This window comes from Burkholderia sp. Bmkn7 (genome assembly GCF_041103175.1).
Taxonomy (GTDB): Bacteria; Pseudomonadota; Gammaproteobacteria; order Burkholderiales; family Burkholderiaceae; genus Burkholderia; species Burkholderia cepacia.
This window is the reverse complement of sequence record NZ_JBGCUH010000003.1, coordinates 1,999,247-2,018,143: the sequence shown is the minus strand read 5'-3', so window position 1 is coordinate 2,018,143 and position 18,897 is coordinate 1,999,247. Positions and strand designations below refer to the sequence as shown.

Here is an 18,897-nt window from a genome sequence, read left to right as displayed (position 1 = left end):
ATCCGTGAATTCATCGTTCGACCCGTGCGGCCGCTGCATGCGACTCGCCGGGCGTCTGGCACGTCACCGGAATCGGCGTGCCTTCGAGTTGGAGCTGGTTCGGCAGCGTGTCGATCGTGCAGAGCGTGCGTTCGCCCGCGCGCACCGCCAGCGTGGATTTCGGTTGAACCTGGGTCAGGAACGCCGCGCCGCCCTCGCCGACGATGCCGAGTTCCTTGCCGTTCGCCATGTCCTGCACCGATGCGCCGAACGGCAGCGGCTTGCCGACCGGGTCGGTCAGCGTCAGGTACAGGTTGCTGCCGCGCGCGGCGGAGAACTTCACGAAGCCGATCGCGCCGTCGGTCAGCACCATGCGCTGGATCGGGTTCGACACCTGCACCTCGAGCGGCAGCTTCTCGACGTTGACCGTCGCGTCGTAGACGTTGTACGGCGAGATGCCGTCGAGCACCGTATAACCGCGCGAATCGGTATGCGAGAGCGTGCCGGACAGCGGCACGTCGGGCACGCCGTCGGTCGACACCAGCAACCGCGTGTCGCCCGCGTTGCCGTTCGCGTGCGCCGCGACGCCGTATTGCGTCGCGACGAACGAGCCGTCGACTTCGAGCGACGCGGCCGCATACGCATTGGCGAGCGTCGACGCCTGCGCGGTCAGCTGATACGCCGACGAGCGCTGGCGGTAGCTCGCGTTCGCCGACGCCCGTCCGTCGGTCGCGCCCGCGTTGACCTGATAGGTGCGGCCATCCGGATCGTCGTAGATATAACCGGCGTTCACGCTCGTGCTGCCGCTGCCGGTCGTCAGGTTCGACGTGACGGTGTGGCGGCCGCCGATCGGCAGCGTCGCGGTAACCGAGACCTGGTTGCCGCTTGCACCGGCGCTCTGCGTGCGGAAGGCCGATACGCTCACGTTCAAGTTGCGCAGCGTGCCGATCGAGAACGCGCGCGTCAGCGTGAGGCCGACGCGCTGCTCGTTCGCACGTTCCCAGTAGGTCGTCTGGTCGTACGAGAAATAGGTCGACGTGTCGCCGAAACGCTTCGACAGCGTCGCCGAGTAGCGCTGCTTGCTGTTGGCGAGGCCGTACGCGGTCGGGTCGCCCGAGAACTGCGCGAAGTTCGTGTATTCGCGCTCGGAGAAGCGATAACCGAAGAAACGCACGTCGGCATCGAGCCCGTCGAAGTGCTTCGAATAGTTGATGCGGTACGAGTTGCCGTTGCGCGTCGCGCCGCTCCACCACAGGCGTGCCCGCGCATGCGTGACGTCGGCCGACAACGCGCCGAACGCGCCGAAGTCGCGGCCCACGCCGAGCGCGATCGACGTGTAGCCCGACGCGGCGATGAAACCGCCGTACGCGGTGACGTCGAACGGCAGGCCGTAGGCGATTTCGCCGAAGCCGAAGAACGGCGTAATGCCGGCGCCGCCAAAGAGCCGCGGCTTGCCGACGGCGGCCTTGTAGCGCAGTTGCCCGGCGCGCGCGAGGAACGGCACGGCGGCCGTCGTCACCTGGAAGCGCTGCACGCTGCCGTCCTCTTCCTCGACTGCGACGTCGAGCGTGCCCTGCACGCTCGTATTGATGTTCTGCAGCGCGAAGGCGCCCGGCGACACGCGCGTCACGTACAACACGCGGCCCGCCTGGGACACGGTCACGGTCGCGTTGGTGCGCGCGACGCCCGAGATCAGCGGCGCATAGCCGCGCAGCGAAGGCGGCAGCATGCGGTCGTCGCTGCGGATCGACGCGCCCGTCAGCGCGAACGTGTCGAAAATGTCGGACGTCAGGTAGTCGTCGCCGAACGTCACCGTCGACTGGATCGACGGCAGCGCGCGAAATGCATAAAGCCGGCTGAAGCGGAACGTGCGGTCCGCGTAGGCCGTATTGCCCACGTTCGATTGCGCCTGGTAGTCGCCGCGAAAGCGCCATGCATCCCAGTTCGCGCCAACCGTCCCGTAGGCCTGGATCGAATTCGTTTGCCCGCCGCCCGTGCCGAAGTTGCGGTTCGTGTTCGCGATCACGCGATAGTCGAGCATCGCGCCGGGAATCCCTTCCGACCAGCGCTCCGGCGGCAGGTAGGTCGTATCGCTGAACTCGAGCGCAGCCTGCGGAATCGTGATCTTGAGCCGTCCGTCGCTTTTCAGGTAGCGCACGGTCGCCCCCTCGATCGCGCCGAGATCGACGCAACGGCCGCCCTGGAAGCGCGGCAGGTCCTTCGCGAGCGACGGTTTCAGCCCGAACTGCGCGACGAGTTCCGGGCGCAGGCACGGTTTGCCCGCTCCCGACGCGTCGACGGCGATGAACTCGATCGCCTGCAGCCCGTAGAACAGGTCGTTGACCTGTACGTCGAGCATGTACTCGCCGGGCAGCGTGAAGTCCGCCTGCGAGAACTGCGACAGGTCGACGTTGTTCGAGCCGTCGATGTTCAGGAACGACGAATTGAATTCCGTCGCATGGCTCTGGCTGCCGACAACCAGCACGGAGACGCAAAGGAAGGAATGTCTGATTCGCACGCGGCGCTACCGGAAGTCGAACGAAGGGGGAAATGAGGAAAAACGAACGAGGAAGGGTGCGCGCACCCTTCCCCGGTACGGCGGCTTACTGGTAGCGGACGGTGAAGTTCGCCACGCCTTCGGCGGTACCCGGCGTCACGCCGGCTGCGGTCGCTTCGTACATGGCCGCGAAGCGTGCGACGTTCGTGCCGTTTTGCAGCACGGTCGGTGCCTTCTGCTCGGCGCCGTTGTCGAGGTATTCACCCGACGCTGCCTGCAGGCGGATGCCGACGTTGGTTGCCGAACCGATCGTGGCGAGCAGCTTCGGCTGGCCCGCGCTCGACGTGCCCGTGAACGTGAAGTACGCGTTCTGCGCGACGCTCGTGTCGCAGTCGGTCAGCTTGATGTCGAAGTTGGTCGGCGTGGACTTGTCGCCAGCCTGCTTGAACACGTTGGTCGGCACCTTGCCGAGGTTCACGGTCTGGTTGACCGAACCCGAATCGATGCCGCATGCGCCCGCGACGATCTCGCCCGTGAAGTTGATCGTGCCGGTGCCCGCTGCGAAGGCCGAGGTCGACAGGGCCGCGAATGCGACAGCGGTCAGGATGGATTTTTTCATGACGTTTCCCGAAAGGACTGCAAATGGAATAGATGACGTGGCGGATACAAACGGCAGCGCGTGGTGGCTCCCGTCCGTCACGAGGCGGCATTATCGAGATAATCATGAAAGTTTTCTGTAAATCATTGTCAAATGCATCTGACAATGTCCGATTTACCCCTCCAAATCCTCACTATTTCCTGTCAATTTTCAATCCGGAAATTTTTATCCGCAGTCCTTTTTTATTCACTGGAAGCAATTGAAGATTAAGGATATTTCCGATCAGCAGCCGAAACTACCCCGCCCACCCTTGCCGGCATTGGCTCCGGCAAATCATCCGAGAAAAGGACAAAACATTGTCCGGAGCCGCCATCGTTGCCCGGCGACAACGCCAATATCAAATCATTTTCAACAAACAGGAAATTAACCGGCGATTCAATCAATACAATTTTTTCGCGCAAACGATTGCGACATGAATACAAACGTTTTACCGCGACACTTTGCCGCCCTCATTATTTCCGATATATGGTTAATTCGATCTTCAATTCCGGATTGCAAATCGCACGCATGAGCGGCCGCCGGAACCCGATATCGGAACCTCGTCGCATGGGAGAAAGAAGGCAAAATGACCCGCACACGTTTGCGCGGAATTGCGACACGCGCGGTCGCAAGATGACGGCTGTTCCGGCCGGCCTGTCGATGGGAAAAGATATCGCTGGAACCAGCGGTATGGATCGAGGGAAGCGGCGGCGGCACGTCGAAACGTACCGCCGCCGTCATGCCGCCCGACGCGCTGCGGCGTCGGGCGACGGGCACTACGCGGAAGCCGCGGCCTCCGCCGACGCCGGCGACCAGCCGCCGCCGAGCGCGCGATACAGCGCGATCGCATTCGCGAGCCTGAGCTGCTTGAGCCGGATCAGTTCCTGCCCCGACTCGTACGTACTGCGCTGCGCGTCGAGGAGTTCGAGATACGTCGCGACGCCGCCCGCGTAGCGGCGTTCCGCGAGCTTCAGCCGCGCGCCGTCGGCCGCATACACGTCCTGCTGCGCGGCGAGCTGGCGATCGATCCAGTCGCGCGCGGCGAATGCGTCGGCCACTTCGCGGAACGCGGTTTGCACCGTCTTCTCGTAATCGGCAACCGCGATGTGCTTGCGCGCGTTCGCGACGTCGAGGTTCGCGCGGTTGCGTCCGCCCGCGAAGATCGGCAACGTGATGCGCGGCGCGAACGTCCATACGCTGGTGCCGCCGGCAAACAGGCTCGAGAACGCATCGCTGACCGAGCCGTAGTCGCTCGTCAGCGTGATGCGCGGAAAGAACGCCGCGCGCGCGGCGCCGATCTGCGCGTTGGCGGCCTTGAGCCGCGCTTCCGCCTGCCGGATGTCCGGCCGCCGTTCGAGCAGCGCACTCGGTGCGCCGGGCGCCACGGGCGCGATCGACAGCGTGTCGAGCGCGGTCGTGTCGCCCGGCACGTTGCGCGCGAAGTCGCCCGCGAGCAACTGCAGCGCCCGCACCGACTGCGCATGCTCGCGCTGCAGCGCGGCCTGCGATGCGCGCGCGGATGCCACCAGCATCTCGGCCGAGCGCAGCTCGATCGCGTCGCTCGTGCCGGCCGCATAACGACGCTGCGTGAGCGCGGCCATGCGTTCGCGCGCGTCCAGCGTACGCTGCGCGAGCGCGAGCTGCTCGTGCAGCGAGCGCTCCGACACGTACGCACCCGCCACGTCGGCGATCACGCCGATGCGCACCGTGCGTTGCGCGTCGGCCGTCGCGAAATACTCGGCGAGCGCCGCGTCGGACAGGCTGCGCACGCGGCCGAACAGGTCGAGCTCGTATGCGCTGATGCCGACGCCCGCACGATACAGCCCGCTGATCGCGCTTTCGCGCACGACCGGGTCGTACTGGCGCGCACGCTCATAACCCAGATTCGCATCGACCGACGGCATCAGGTCCGCGCGCTGCACGCCGTACAGTGCGCGCGCTTCCTCGAGCCGGCCGGCGGCGACCCGCAGGTCGCGGTTGTTTGCGAGCGCCGCGTCGATCCACGCCTGCAGCGCGGCATCGGTGAAGTACGCGCGCCAGTCGTCGAGCAGCGCGGCATCGGCGGGCGATGCCGCGGCCGACGTGGGCGCGGCTTCGCCGTCGACCGGCGCATAGGTCGCCGGCACGGGCGCCGCCGGCCGCTCGTAACGCGGTGCGAGCGTGCAGCCGGCCAGCGCGAGCGCGGCGGCCAGCGCAACCTGAACCCGCAGCGCTGCCTGTGCATTCAGCGCAAACATCATTGAGAACCCTCCATCGCCGCCGGCTGCGCTCCGCCGCGCCGGCGCGGGCCGACGTCGAACAGGCGGCCGACGATCACGAAAAACAGCGGAACGAGGAACACCGCGAGCACGGTCGCCGTGATCACGCCGCCGAGCACGCCGGTGCCGATCGCCATCTGCGCGCCGGACGCGGCGCCCGACGCGAACGCGAGCGGCAGCACGCCCACGCCGAACGCGAGCGACGTCATCACGATCGGCCGCAGCCGCAGGCGCGCGGCCTCGAGCGCGGCGTCGACGAGCGACATGCGCTGCGCGACCAGGTCCTTCGCGACTTCGACGATCAGGATCGCGTTCTTCGCGGACAATCCGATCGTCGCGATCAGCCCCACCTTGAAGTAGATGTCGTTCGGCATCATCCGCAGCGTGACGCCGAGCACCGCGCCGATCACGCCGAGCGGCACGACCAGCATCACCGCGAACGGAATCGACCAGCTCTCGTAGAGCGCCGCGAGCGCGAGGAACACGATGAGCACCGACAGCGCGAACAGCATCGGCGCCTGCGCGCCCGACAGCCGCTCCTCGAACGACTGCCCCGACCACGCATGGCCGGTTCCGGCCGGCAGCTTCGCCGCGAGTTGCTCGATCGCGGCCATCGCCTCGCCGCTGCTGTGGCCCTGCGCGGCCGAGCCGTTGATCGTGAACGACGGAAAGCCGTTGTAGCGCGTGAGCTGCGGCGGCCCGAGCGTCCAGTGCAGTGTCGTGAACGCCGCGAGCGGCACCATCTCGCCATGCGAGTTGCGCACGCGCAGCTTCTTCACGTCGTCCGGATCGAGCCGGTGCAGCCCGTCGGCCTGCACGATCACGCGCCGCACCTGCGTGCCGTGCATGAAATCGCCGATATAGTCGGAGCCGAACATCACCGCGAGCGTCGTGTTGATCTCATCCATGGACACGCCGAGCGCGGACGCCTTCGCGCGATCGATGTCGAGCTTCAGCTGCGGCGCGTCCTGCGTGCCGGCGAACATCAGGTCGGTCAACGCGGGATCCTTGCGGCCCGCCTCGAGCAGCTGCTCGCGCGCGGCGCTGAACGTCGCGTAGTCGAGTCCACCGCGGTTCTGCAGCCGGAAGTCAAAACCGCTCGACGACCCGAGATCGGGCAGCGCCGGCGAGTTCATCGCGAACACCGTCGTGTTCGGCGTGCCCGCGAAGCGCTCGTTGATGCGCGCGACGATCGCCTGCACGTGCGCGTCTGCGGCCTTGCGCTCCTTCCAGTTCTTCAGCGTGACGAAGATCATCCCGCCGTTCGGCCCTTCGCCGTACAGGTTGAAACCGCCGAGCGCATACGTATAGGCGGTCGGCTCGTCACGGCGGATGGCCGACTCGACTTCCCGCACGCTCTGCATCGTTTCCGCGAGCGGCGTGCCTTGCGGCCGGATCACCATCACCATGAAGTTGCCCTGGTCCTCGTCCGGCAGGAACGCGGTCGGCAGTTGCGTGAGCATCAGCCCCGCGGCCGCGGTCAACGCGCCGTACACGACGAGCCAGCGCACCGGCTTCTTCAGCATCTTGCCCACGCGTGTCGCGTAGCGCTGCGTCGAACGCGCGACGAAGCGGTTGAACCAGCCGAAGAAGCCGCGCTTCTCGTGATGTTCGCCGGACACGGGCTTGAGCAGCGTCGCGCACAGCGCGGGCGTGAGCGACAGCGCGAGGAAGGCCGAGAAACCGATCGACACCGCGAGCGACAGCGCGAACTGCCGGTAGATGTTGCCCACCGCGCCGCCGAAGAACGCCATCGGCACGAACACCGACGTCAGCACCACGGTGATCCCGACGATCGCGCCGCTGATCTGCTTCATCGCCTTGACGGTCGCGTCGTACGGCCCGAGCCCCTCCTCGACCATCAGCCGCTCGACGTTCTCGACCACGACGATCGCGTCGTCGACGAGGATGCCGATCGCGAGCACCATCCCGAACATCGTCAGCACGTTGATCGAGAAACCGGCCGCGTACATCACGCCGAACGTGCCCGCGAGCGCGACCGGCACGACGAGCGTCGGGATCAGCGTCGCGCGCAGGTTCTGCATGAACAGGAACATCACGAGGAACACGAGCACGCCGGCCTCGATCAGCGTCGTGACGACCTTGTTCATCGACACGCGCACGAACGACGACGTCTCGTACGGGATCTGGTACTTCACGCCCGGCGGGAAATACGCGGACAGCTCGTCCATCGTCGCGCGCACGCGTTTCTCGGTGGATACCGCGTTCGAGCCCGGCGCGAGCTTGATGCCCATCCCGGTCGCGACCTTGCCGTTCACGTACGACGGGTAGTTGTAGTCGTTGCCGCCGAACTCGACGCGCGCGACGTCGCGCAGATACAGCGCGGAGCCGTCGGCCTGCGTGCGCAGCGCGATCGCGCCGAACTCGGCCGGCGTCTTCAGCGGCGCATCGGCGAACACGGTCGCCGCGATCGGTGCGCTGGCCGGCACCGCGGCGCGGCCGATGTCGCCGATCGTCACGCGTGCGTTGTGCGCGCGCACCGCCGACGCGATATCCGACGCGGTGAGGCCGTGCCCGGCCATCTTCACCGGGTCGGGCCAGATCCGCATCGCATATTCGGCGCCCCAGAACTGCACCCGGCCGACGCCGTCGACACGGCGCAGCGCCTGCACGACGTTCGCCGACGCATATTCGCCGAGCTGCACGTCGGTCATCCGCCCGTCGTCGGATGTCAGCGACACCACGAGCTGGATGTTGTCGGCGGCCTTCTCGACCTGGATGCCGTCGCGCCGCACCGGTTCCGGCAGCCGCGCATCGACCGTCTTCAGCCGGTTCTGCACTTCGACGGCCGCGAGATCGGCGTTGACGCCCTGCTTGAACGTCAGGTACAGCGACGCCGCGCCGGCGCTGCTCGTCGCGGACGTATACATCAGCCCCGGCGCGCCGTTCATTTCGCGCTCGATCAGCGCGGTCACCGATTCCTCGACGACCTGCGCGGATGCACCCGGGTACGTCGCATAGATGCTGACGACGGGCGGCGCGATGTCCGGGTACTGCGCAACGGGCAGCGAGCGGATCGCGAATGCGCCGCCCAGCATGATGAAGATTGCGATCACCCACGCGAAGACGGGGCGATCGATGAAGAAACGTGCCATGGTGGTGTGGTGTTAACCGGTCAGGTTTGACGGGCGGCCGCCTGCGAAGCGGTCGCTGCCGGCGCCGCTTTCGACGGCGGCACCTTCTCGACGGGCTTGACGGCCGTATCGGGCGCGAACTGCGCGGCATCGTCGACGATCACGCGCTCGCCGCCCGCGAGGCCGCGCGTGATGCGCCAGTCGCGGCCGCTCATCTGGTCGGCCGTGACCTCGACGTCCTTGACCTTGCCGTTCGTGCCGACCACGCGCACCGACGTGCGGTCGGCCGTGCGCAGCAGCGCATCGCGCGGCACGAGGATCGCCCGCTGGTCGACCGCCGTGTCGAGTGCGATCCGCACATACGCGCCCGGCAGCAGTTCGCGCTCCGGATTCGGGAACAGCGCGCGCATCGCGACGGTGTCGGTGGTCGGATCGACCGCGAGATCGCTGAACAGCAGCTTGCCCTTCAGCGGATACGCGGTGCCGTCGGCGCGCAGCAGCGTCACCGTGATGTCGTGCTGCGCGATGCCCGTCGCGCGCCCGCTCTTCACCGCCCGGCGCAACGCGTCGACGTCGGCGGCGGGCTGCGAGAAGTTCACGTAGATCGGGTCGAGCTGCTCGACGGTCGTGAGCGGCGTCGCCTGGTCCTGGCCGACGAGCGCGCCTTCGGTCACGAGCGCGCGCCGTGCACGGCCCGCGATCGGCGCGGTGACCGTTGCATAGTCGAGCTGCAGCTGCGCCCGTGCGAGTTCCGCCTTCGCGGACGCAACGTCGGCCTTCGCCTGCGTGTCGCCTGCAACGGCCTCGGTGTGGTCGCGCTCGCTCACCGCGCGATCGCGCACGAGATCGTCGTAACGGCGGCGCTTGTCGCTCGCCGCGAGCGCGGCGGCCTGCGCCTTCGCGAGCGCCCCCTGCGCGGCGTCGCGCGCGGCCTTCAGCGGCGCGGGATCGATGCGGAACAGCACCGCGCCCTGCTTCACTTCCTGGCCTTCCTCGTAGGTGCGTGCGGTCACGATGCCCGCGACCCGCGCGCGCACTTCCGCCTGCCGGTATGCATCGAGCCGGCCCGGCAATTCGACGGTCATCGGCACGGCCGTCGGGCGCACCGTCACGACCGTCGCCTGTTTCGCGGCCTCCGGCGCGGTGTCCTTGTCGCCCTTTCCACATCCGGCCAGGGCCAGCACGGCCGCCAGCGCGAACGGCGCCAGCCGGTGGCGCAACAGGGAGCGATTGTTATTCATATGTGACCTCGGATCGTTCGCCGCCGATACAATGCGGCGGCTCAGGGTGGCCGATTATAATCAGTCACGATTGATTAAATACACGCCGCTTCAATCTGACCGGCACACTGTCTCAATAAAACGACAGCGAACTGTAAGGAATTTCAGGACATGGCCCGCAAGACCCGCGAAGAATCGCTCGCCATCAAGCACCGGATCCTCGACGCCGCCGAACTCGTGCTGCTCGAGAAAGGCGTCGCGCAAACCGCGATGGCGGATCTCGCCGAGGCCGCCGGGATGTCGCGCGGCGCCGTCTACGGCCACTACCGCAACAAGATGGAAGTGTGTCTCGCGATGTGCGACCGCGCGTTCGCGCGCACGTCGGAAGGCTTCGACGCGGGCGACGGGCTGCCGCCGCTCGCCACGCTGCGGCGCGCCGCCTCGCACTATCTGCAGGAATGCGGCGAACCGGGCCCGATGCAGCGCGTGCTCGTGATCCTCTATACGAAGTGCGAGCAGAGCGAGGAAAACGGCGCGCTGCAGCGGCGCCGCATGCTGCTCGAATTGCAGATGCTGCGGATCACGAAGGCGCTGCTGCGCCGCGCGATCGCGGCCGGTGAACTCGCCGCCGATCTCGACGTGCATCTGGCCGCCGTCTATCTCGTGTCGCTGCTCGAAGGCGTGTTCGCGTCGATGATCTGGACCAACCGGCTGCGAGGCAACCTGTGGAACGACGCCGAGGCCATGCTCGACGCCGGCTTCGACACCGTGCGCACGTCCGATGCGCTGCGCGGCCGCACGCACAAATTGCCGGACTGACGAAATTGGTCGTAATAAATGCTGATTTAACCCGATTTACCGCACTGCGAAACGAATGAGCTGACCCCCTTTAAAATTTTTAACGTTTTGCGGAACACCGGTAGACTGGCGCTGTCATCTTTCTTTAGCGTCTTCGTGATAACCGGGTTCGACCCGGTATGCACGCCGCCGTTCGAAGCGGGCACCGCCCCGCGCGTTGGGTCGAACGGAAACGACACAGGCCCCTGGCGGGGCCTGTTTTGTTGCACGCCCGCCGCCCGCCCCCGTCGCTGCCCGACGGATGTGCCGCCGGCGGCCCCTGCCCACACCCCTTTTGAACCGCTTTCCTGGATGTGGACACCTTGGTCAAGTCTGCCGCTACCCCTGATGCTTTCGCGCCCGGCCGCGCGCAGCGCGTCGTGCGCGCGCTCGTGCCGGCCGCCGTGCTCGGCGCCCTCGCCGCACTCGGCCTCGCCGCGCTGCCGGCCGTGTCGCAACTGCCGGGCGCCGTCGACTCGGGCACGGCCGCGCTGCCGCAGCGCGTGCTGTCCGACACGCCGTTTCCCACCGCGCAGCATTTCGTGACGAGCGAGCTCGCCCGCACGATCGGCGAGCGCAACGAGCACGTCGATCGCAACACCGATCGCAGCCTGCAGCCCGGCCTGTTCGCGCCGCTCAGCGCGCATCGCAACGACATGCTCGGCTATGCCAGCCTGTTCCAGCTTGCTCCGCCCGAACACCAGCAAGGGATGCGCGCGGGCGACATCGAGCTCACGCTGTCCGATACGCTGAACCGTCTCGACGTGCCGCCCGAAGTGCGCATCCAGCTCGGCGATCTCGTCAGCGGCAAGGTCGCGATGCGCGCGAGCGCGCAGCGTGGCGACTACTACCGCGTCGCGTTCGATACGAACGACGGCACGCCGCGCCTCACGGCGCTCGAACTGCGCGTCGCCGGCCGCACGTTCGGCGCGATCTGGTTCCGCGCGCCGGGCGCCGAACACGGCGCGTACTACGCGCTCGACGGCTCGCCGCTCGAAGCCGCGGCGTTCACGATGCCGGTCAAGTGGACGCGCATCAGTTCGTTCTTCGGCGAGCGCATCCATCCGCTGTCGCAGGCGATGGCCTTCCACACGGGCGTCGATCTCGCCGCGCCGAGCGGCACGCCGGTCGCTGCGGCGGCCGACGGCGTCGTGTCGTTCGTCGGAACCGATCCGGGCGGCTACGGCCGCTATGTGATCGTCGATCATGCGGACGGCTATTCGACGTACTACGCGCACCTTTCCGCATACGCTCGCGGGCTGAAGGTCGGCGAAACGGTGAAGCAGGGTCAGCGTATCGGCTCGGTCGGGATGACGGGCGCGGCCACCGGCCCGCACCTGCATTTCGAGGTGCGGGTCGCGAACGATCCGGTCGATCCGCTCGCCACGCTCGCGAACGCGCAGACGGGGCTGTCCGACATGCAGCTCACCGCATTCCGCCAGGAAGCCGCGCAATGGCGCTTCCGCCTCGCGTCGATCAACAAGACGCCGTTCGCGTTCGCGCAGAACGACGGGCCGCTGTGGGGGGATTTTGCGACTGGTCCGTCGACGTTGCGGGCGGTTTTCGATACGCACTACGCGGCGGAACGAAGCTGACGCGCTGAAGCGCCCGACCACCGCAGCAACATCACGCGCGTCGCCGCTCGAATAGCGGCGACGCAGCCCGCCGCGGAGGGTCGCGGACCATTCATCTTCATCACCGAGAACGCGCGCACGCATCGCACCCGGCTCGCGGGCCCACCGCTACCGCGCAGGTTCCGTGTACTCGGCCGTCGTCTGCGCCGCACGCCGCTCCCGCGCCCCCCGCGACAACAACCACCGCGCCGCGCCGTCGAGCGACGTACACAGCACCAGATAGATCACCGCGACGAACAGGAAGATCGGCGCCGGATACACCATCAGCCGGTTGTTCACCTGCGTCGCGACGAACGACAGCTCCGGCACGCCGACGATATACGCGAGCGACGTGTCCTTCACGAGCGCGACCCACTGGTTGACGAACGACGGCGTCATGATCCGGATCGCCTGCGGCAGCAGCACGTAGCGCACCGTCTGCCAGCGTGTGAGCCCAAGCGACAGCCCGGCCTGCCATTGCCCGTCGCCCGCCGCGACGATGCCCGCATGCACCGCATGCGCGAGATACGCCCCGCCGATCAGCGCGAGCGCGCACACGACCGTCGCGAGCCCCGGCACGTCCATGTGCAGCAGCACGGGCATCAGGAAGTAGGTCCAGAAAATCAGCATCAGCACGGGAATCGCGCGGAAGAAGCCGATGAACGCGAGCAGCAGCACGCGCGCCGGGCCGCGCGCGAGCGCCATGCCAACGCCGAGCGCGATGCCGAGCACGGCCGATGCCGCGGCCGACGCGATCGCGAGCAGCAGCGACAGCGCGGCACCGCCGAGCGGCCCTTCCGGGAACGCACCGACGAGCAGGTACGGCAGATTGGCGAGCAGCAGCGAGAAATCCATGGTCAGCGCCCCGCTCCCAGCCGGTCGCGCCATTGCGTCGCCGCATACGCGCCCGCTTCGATCACGGCCACCGCCGCGACGTACAGTACGGTCGCCACGCCGAACGCGGCGAAGGTCTTGAACGTTTCGGTCTCGACCTGCCGCGATGCATACGACAGCTCGGCCACGCCGATCGCCATCGCGAGCGACGAATTCTTCACGAGATTCATGTACTGGCCGAACAGCGGCGGCAACGCGATGCGCACGGCCTGCGGCAGCACCACGTAGCGCAGCGACTGCATCGGCGTGAGGCCGAGCGCGGCGGCCGCATCGTGTTGCGCGCGCCGCACGCCGCGCAGGCCGGCTTCGCATTCCTCGGCAACGAACGCAGCCGTATACGCGCTCAACCCGACCCAGCCCGCGACGAATTCGAACGACGGCCACACGAGCGCGAATGGGCCCACGCTCACCGCATGGCGTGCATTGAGCCATGCGATCCACGTGTCGGGCAGCAGCGACGCGACACCGAAATACCAGAACAGCAACTGCACGAGCAACGGCGTGTTGCGGAACGCGACGACGTATGCGGCGGCGAGCGAGCGCGGCGCCCTGCCGCGTGCATGCCGCATCACCGCGAGCAGCAGACCGCCGGCGGTCGCGGCGACGGCCGATGCGGCCGCGAGACCGAGCGTCAGCAGGAAGCCCTGCCAGAGCCAGGACAGATATTTGGGAGCCAACCCGAGCATGCTAAGAAGCGCGCACGACGCGCGCGGTCGGATGAAAGCGAAAGCGCCGCGCGGCCGGTGTTCCGGCCGATCGCGGCGCGCGAGCGGGAGCCGTCAGGTCTTGTCGCCGATCCGGAAGATGCGCGTGAGCGGCGTCTTCGTCGTCGGCCCGAACCATGCGTCGTAGATCTGCACGGCGCGGCCGTTCGCCTCGAGCCCCTTCAGCGTGTCGTTGACGAAGCCGAGCAGGCGCGTCTCGCCTTTCGGCACGCCGACGCCCATGTAGTCGTTCGAGATCGTGAACGCCGGAATCTCGTAGTTCTGCTTGTCCGGCACGTTCGCGAGCAGGCCGATCAGCTTCGGGCCGTCCTGCGTGATCGCCTGCACGTTGCCGGCGCGCAGCGCGGCGAACGCGAACGGCGTGTCGTCGTACGCGACGATCGTTGCCTTCGGGAATTTCTCGCGCAGCGTGATTTCGTTGGTCGTGCCCTTGTCGGCGCCGACGCGCAGCCCGTTCAGCTGGTCGGCCGATTTCAGCACGCCCTTCTTCGCGAGAAACTGCTGGCCCGACGAGAAATACGGGATGCTGAAGTCGACCTGCTTCGCGCGCTCGTCGGTGATCGTGAAGTTCGCGAGCACGAGGTCGACCTTGCCGGACGTCAGGAACGGAATGCGGTTCGCGGGGTTGGTCGGCTGGAGCTGCAGCTTCACGCCGAGCTTGTCGGCGAGCGCTTTCGCATAGTCGACGTCGAGGCCGACGATGTGATTGCTTTTGCCGTCGACATAGCCGAACGGCGGGTTGCTGTCGAACGTCGCGACGCGCAGCACGCCGGCCTTCTTGATATCGTCGAGACGGTCCGCATGCGCGACGGTGCCTGCGGTAATGAGCGCAGCCCCGACGAGCCACGTAGCGAGAGTGTGGAATTTCATGAGCACGACCTGATTTGTTATGAAGGCCGCCGCGGATCGCGCGGCGGCCCGGTTCGAAGAACATCGCGACGGAGTGTGTCGTCGCGAAGCCGCTAACGTATCAGCGCGTGCGGCGAATCCGAACCAACAAATGGTGCTTTGCTCAGCGGGTTTCGTGATGAGGCGCGGCACGCGGCGTGAGATGCGGCACGCAAAAAAAGACGCCCGCTGCAGGCAGCGGGCGCGAATCCCAGTCAAGGAGGTGTCACACGAACTACGGGCCCAGATTAAGGAATTCGCGTGCGATGGACAACGAATCGATTCCCATATCGATATGACGTGGCACGCTCACGCCGGCACTTCCCGCGTCGAGCAATGGATGCCGCCGCCGCCCGACGCGATGCCGAGGATGTCGACCTGCACGATCGCCCGGTTCCCCGCATAAGGCCGGATCGCGGCGACCGCGGCCGCGTCGGCCGCCGCGTCGTTGAACTTCGGCATGACGATCGCACCGTTGCACGTATAGAAGTTGATGTAGCCGGCCGCGAAGTGCGACATCTGCCGCTCGTTCAGCGTCGTGCCTGCCGACGTGCCGTAGCTGACCGGCGGCACGAGCTCGACGATCTTCAGCGGCCGGCCGTTCGCATCGGTCTGGCCGGCCAGGCGCTGCCGGTGCGCGTCCGTCAACGCGCGTTCGCCGGTCGAATTCGACGCGTCGTAGCAGCATGCGACCACGCCGGGCGCGAGAAAGCGCGCGTAAAAATCGACGTGACCGTTCGTGATGTCGCTTTCGCCGGCCGGCGTCGACGCACCGCCCGCGCCACCGACGCCGCTGCCGCGCGGAAACGTCGCGGTGCCCGGCAGCCAGATGATCTTCCGCACGCCGAGCGTGCGCTGCAGTTCGGCCAGCACGGTATCCCGGGCCGTCGGCAGCAGCGTCGCATTGGCGATCGCGCCGTTCGGGATGTCGAACAGATGCGGATTGCGGTTCACGTGCAGCACGGACGATTCGGTGAGGATCGCCGTCCCGTCGCCGTCGAATTCGATCGCGCCGCCTTCGAGCGTCAACGTGCTGCGGACCAGGTTCGCGCCGTTGGTCTGCGCCATCCAGCCCGCCACCTTGCTGTCCTGGCTGAACGGCTGGAAGAACTTGCCCGCTTTCGACCGGTTGCTCGCGGCCAGGATCGTCGGCGGAATCGTCCCCGCACCCTGGCCGGCGCCGTCGGTATTCGCGTTACCCCAGCCGTTGAAATTGAAGCCGATCGCGTTCAGCGCATTGCCGTTCGCCGTGTCCCGGACGAACACGCAACCCGTGTCGCGCACCCAGAAATCGTTGAAGCCGTCGGCGAGCGGCACGAGGGTGATCCCGCCCGTGCCCGCGGCGCGCGCCGCATAGCGCCCATGCAGGTCGGGATTCGCCACGCTTGCGTTCGCGAGCAGCACGCGGGCCGCGTCGAGGTCGGCAGGCAGCACCAGCATGTTGACCGGTTCGGTTGCGCCGATCGCCTTCGCGACGTCCATCAGGTCGGCCCGTACCCGGTCGATGCCGGCATCCGTGCTCTGCTGCGTCACTGGCGCCCAGATACCATCCACGCCGGACGCGAAAGTCATGTAGGTCAACGCGTGCGGCACCTCTTCGGCCGGCAGCCGGTACACGGCCTGCCGTGCCGACGGTGTCGGGCGCGACGTGCCTCCTGGGTCGGACGCACCGCCGCCGTCGCCGCCACCGCATGCGGCCAGGCTGCCCAGCAGCGGCATGCCGAGCCAGGCCGCCGAACAGCGGATGAATCCGCGTCGGCCGGCATCCGGCATCTGCGACGCGTGTGGGTTCGTGCTCGCGTTGTTTCCTTTCTTCGTCATGTATTTCAACTCCGTTGCGCGGCCGGCACGCATGCGTGCGCGCCGGCTTCCGTCCCGAAGGACGGATTCCGCGTTGTTTTCAGTAGTCCGGAAAGACTGGGATATTGAAGCCGCTCGTGGGCCGGTCACGCGGACCGGCCCGCGGCCGCGCTCACGCCGGCTGCTGCTGCGTGGTGCAGTGGATGCCGCCGCCGCCCGCGGCGATGCCGTCGATGTTCAGCTGGATGACCTCGCGGCCGGGGAACAGGTCGACGAGCGTGTCGCGCGTATTGCGGTCGGCACGGCTGTCGCCGAATTGCGGCGCGATCACCGCGCGATTGCACACGTAGAAATTGATGTAGCCGGCCGCGAACTCCGCGTTCTCGTAGGCGTGCCGGACGGTCTTCGGCCCCGGCAGCACGACGACCTTCAACGGGCGCCCCTTCGCATCGGTGGATTTCCGCAGGATCTCCAGATGCTGCCGCGTCACCGCGTGGTCGTACGACGAAGGGTCCGTGTCGAGCCCCGCCACCACGACGCCCGGGCTCGTGAAGCGCGCGTAGAAATCGGTATGCCCGTCGGTGATGTCCTTGCCGGCGATGCCCGGCAACCAGATGATCTTCTTCAGCCCCAGCAACCGGCTCAGCTCCGCTTCGCACTGCGCCTGGCTGACGCCCGGATTGCGGTTCGCATTCAGCACGCAACTGCGCGTGATGATCGCCGTGCCCTCGCCGTCCACCTCGATGCCGCCGCCTTCCAGCACGAGCTTCGTGTCGACCAGCCGCGCGCCGGCGCGTTCGGCCACGAACGGTGCGACTTCCGCGTCCTGGTCGTGTTCCTGCTTGTTGCCCCAGCCGTTGAAATTGAAGCTCACGCCGCCAAGCTGGCCCGACGCGTTCTTCACGAACACCGGCCCCGTATCGCGCATCCACAGATCGTCGACCGGGTGCTGGACGAGCTCGACCGACGCGCCGCACAGCCGCGATGCGACCGCGTAGTCTTCCTCCCGCACCAGCATCTTCAGCGGCTCGTGCGCGGCGATCGCCTTCGCAACGGCCGCGAGATTCTCGCGCACCACCGGCAGCAGCCGCGCGCCCCAGATGTCCGCGCTCGGGCCGAACGCCATCCAGGTCGCCGTGTGCGGCGCGCCCTCGTCCGGCATGTGCCAGGTGGCGCCCTGCTGCGCGTGCGCGGCGCGACCGAACAACCCGCCCATCGCGCCGGCAGCCAGCGCCGCGCCCGAGACGGACAGGCCGCATTTCAACAGTTGACGTCGTGTAGTCATGGCATTCCTCTTTCGCTTGCCGGTTACTTCGATTGTTTCAGGGCGGGCCGTCACGGTCGCGCCGTCTTGAAGCCGAGCCAGGTCCGGCCTTCGAGACGCATCGCGGCCGGCGATTCGGCGATCGGCGTGAACAGCGTACGCCGCGTCGATTCGTCCGGATAGACGCCCGGATCGCGCACCAGCGCCGGATCCATCAGCTTCAGCGCGCCCTGGTTCGCATTCGCGTAGCGCGTCGAGTTTGAGATCTTCGCGATCACGTCCGGACGCAGGATGTAGTTGATGAACGCATGCGCGTTGTCCGGATGTTTCGCGGATGCCGGAATGACCATCGCATCGAACCACATCAGGGTGCCGATCCGCGGAATGTCGTACACGACGTCGCGCTTCGGATCGCGCGCCTTCGCCTTCTGCGCGGCCAGGTTGATCGCGCCGGAAAAACCGACCGTCACGCACAGCTCGCCGTCGATCAGCTCGTTGGCGTCGGACGAACCCACGAACTCGCGAATGAATGGCCGGATCTTCATCAGCATCGCCTGCGCGGCCGCGTAGTCCTGCGCGGACGGATGCATCGGATCGCGGCCGACATAACGCAGCGCCAGCGGCAGCACGGTGCTCGCGGAGTCCTGCAGGCCCAGGCCGCACTTCGCGGCGACGCGCGACGCGATCTCCGGCTTGAACAGCAGGTCGAGGCTGTCGGCCGGCATGTCCTTGCCGAGGATCGCGCGCACCTTCGCGCGGTCGTAGCCGACGCCCACGGTACCCCACATGTACGGCACGCCGTACTGGTTGCCGGGATCGGACTGCGCCATCTGCTTCAGCAGCGACGGATCGAGATACTTCAGGTTCGGCAGCCGGTTCCTGTCGAGCTTGCGAAACACACCCGCCTGGATCTGCCGGGCCATGAAGTCGTTGGTCGGCCACACGAGGTCGTAACCGCTGTTGCCCGTCAGCAGCTTCGACTGCAGCGTCTCGTCGCTGTCGTACGCGTCGTAGCGCACCTTGATGCCGGTTTCCTTCTCGAAGCCGGCCAGCGTATCCGGCGCGAAATAATTGCTCCAGTTATAGAGGTTCAGCACTTTCTCTTCGTCGGCGCGCGCCGTTCCCGCCAGCACGCATAGCGCGAGGCCCGGCGCCGCGACACGCAACCATCCTTGCCGTCTCATCGCGCC

General features: G+C 67.2%; 13 protein-coding genes. 2 read left to right on the top strand and 11 right to left on the bottom strand.

The window, feature by feature from the left end:
• Positions 1-10 precede the first annotated feature (10 nt).
• The 5 genes from AB3K92_RS30910 to AB3K92_RS30890 form a co-directional block, all read right to left on the bottom strand.
• A complete protein-coding gene (locus AB3K92_RS30910; protein WP_048020616.1) occupies positions 11-2,464 on the bottom strand; it encodes a fimbria/pilus outer membrane usher protein in 2,454 nt (817 codons plus the stop codon).
• A 118-nt stretch (positions 2,465-2,582) separates the two neighbouring features.
• Positions 2,583-3,095 (bottom strand): fimbrial protein, encoded by a 513-nt coding sequence (locus AB3K92_RS30905; RefSeq protein WP_021163594.1) that lies wholly within the window; start codon positions 3,093-3,095, stop codon positions 2,583-2,585.
• A gap of 794 nt (positions 3,096-3,889) precedes the next feature.
• Positions 3,890-5,350 carry an efflux transporter outer membrane subunit gene (locus AB3K92_RS30900; RefSeq protein ID WP_059677821.1) on the bottom strand — a complete coding sequence of 487 codons (1,461 nt, stop codon included), beginning with the start codon at positions 5,348-5,350 and terminating at the stop codon, positions 3,890-3,892.
• The gene (locus AB3K92_RS30895; protein ID WP_369466501.1) at positions 5,350-8,487 is read right to left on the bottom strand and encodes a multidrug efflux RND transporter permease subunit; all 3,138 of its coding nucleotides are present in this window, start codon (positions 8,485-8,487) and stop codon (positions 5,350-5,352) included. Before AB3K92_RS30895 ends, AB3K92_RS30900 begins: the two co-directional genes overlap by 1 nt.
• A gap of 20 nt (positions 8,488-8,507) precedes the next feature.
• Positions 8,508-9,707, bottom strand: coding sequence for a MexX/AxyX family multidrug efflux RND transporter periplasmic adaptor subunit (locus AB3K92_RS30890; RefSeq protein ID WP_021163590.1), 1,200 nt, complete (start codon positions 9,705-9,707; stop codon positions 8,508-8,510).
• A gap of 150 nt (positions 9,708-9,857) precedes the next feature.
• Between AB3K92_RS30890 and AB3K92_RS30885 the strand changes: the two genes are divergently transcribed.
• Together AB3K92_RS30885 and AB3K92_RS30880 are read left to right on the top strand one after the other, a co-directional pair.
• Positions 9,858-10,505: a TetR family transcriptional regulator gene (locus AB3K92_RS30885; protein ID WP_021163589.1), complete on the top strand. Its 648-nt coding sequence runs from the start codon at positions 9,858-9,860 to the stop codon at positions 10,503-10,505.
• Positions 10,506-10,846: 341 nt separating this feature from the next.
• A complete protein-coding gene (locus AB3K92_RS30880; protein ID WP_369466500.1) occupies positions 10,847-12,118 on the top strand; it encodes a M23 family metallopeptidase in 1,272 nt (423 codons plus the stop codon).
• 147 nt (positions 12,119-12,265) lie between these two features.
• Here AB3K92_RS30880 and AB3K92_RS30875 read toward each other — a convergent pair whose 3' ends face one another.
• From AB3K92_RS30875 to AB3K92_RS30850, 6 genes are all read right to left on the bottom strand, one after another.
• Complete coding sequence (locus AB3K92_RS30875) at positions 12,266-12,991, bottom strand: amino acid ABC transporter permease (protein ID WP_059623490.1); 726 nt, start codon at positions 12,989-12,991, stop codon at positions 12,266-12,268.
• A gap of 2 nt (positions 12,992-12,993) precedes the next feature.
• Positions 12,994-13,716 carry an amino acid ABC transporter permease gene (locus tag AB3K92_RS30870; RefSeq protein WP_060377380.1) on the bottom strand — a complete coding sequence of 241 codons (723 nt, stop codon included), beginning with the start codon at positions 13,714-13,716 and terminating at the stop codon, positions 12,994-12,996.
• 93 nt (positions 13,717-13,809) lie between these two features.
• Positions 13,810-14,625, bottom strand: a complete 816-nt coding sequence (locus AB3K92_RS30865) for an ABC transporter substrate-binding protein (protein ID WP_042977678.1) — start codon at positions 14,623-14,625, stop codon at positions 13,810-13,812.
• Positions 14,626-14,952: 327 nt separating this feature from the next.
• Positions 14,953-16,464, bottom strand: coding sequence for an agmatine/peptidylarginine deiminase (locus tag AB3K92_RS30860; protein ID WP_369466499.1), 1,512 nt, complete (start codon positions 16,462-16,464; stop codon positions 14,953-14,955).
• A 151-nt stretch (positions 16,465-16,615) separates the two neighbouring features.
• Positions 16,616-17,728 (bottom strand): agmatine/peptidylarginine deiminase, encoded by a 1,113-nt coding sequence (locus tag AB3K92_RS30855; RefSeq protein WP_369466498.1) that lies wholly within the window; start codon positions 17,726-17,728, stop codon positions 16,616-16,618.
• A gap of 50 nt (positions 17,729-17,778) precedes the next feature.
• The gene (locus AB3K92_RS30850) at positions 17,779-18,891 is read right to left on the bottom strand and encodes a polyamine ABC transporter substrate-binding protein (RefSeq protein WP_059484549.1); all 1,113 of its coding nucleotides are present in this window, start codon (positions 18,889-18,891) and stop codon (positions 17,779-17,781) included.
• Positions 18,892-18,897 lie beyond the last annotated feature (6 nt).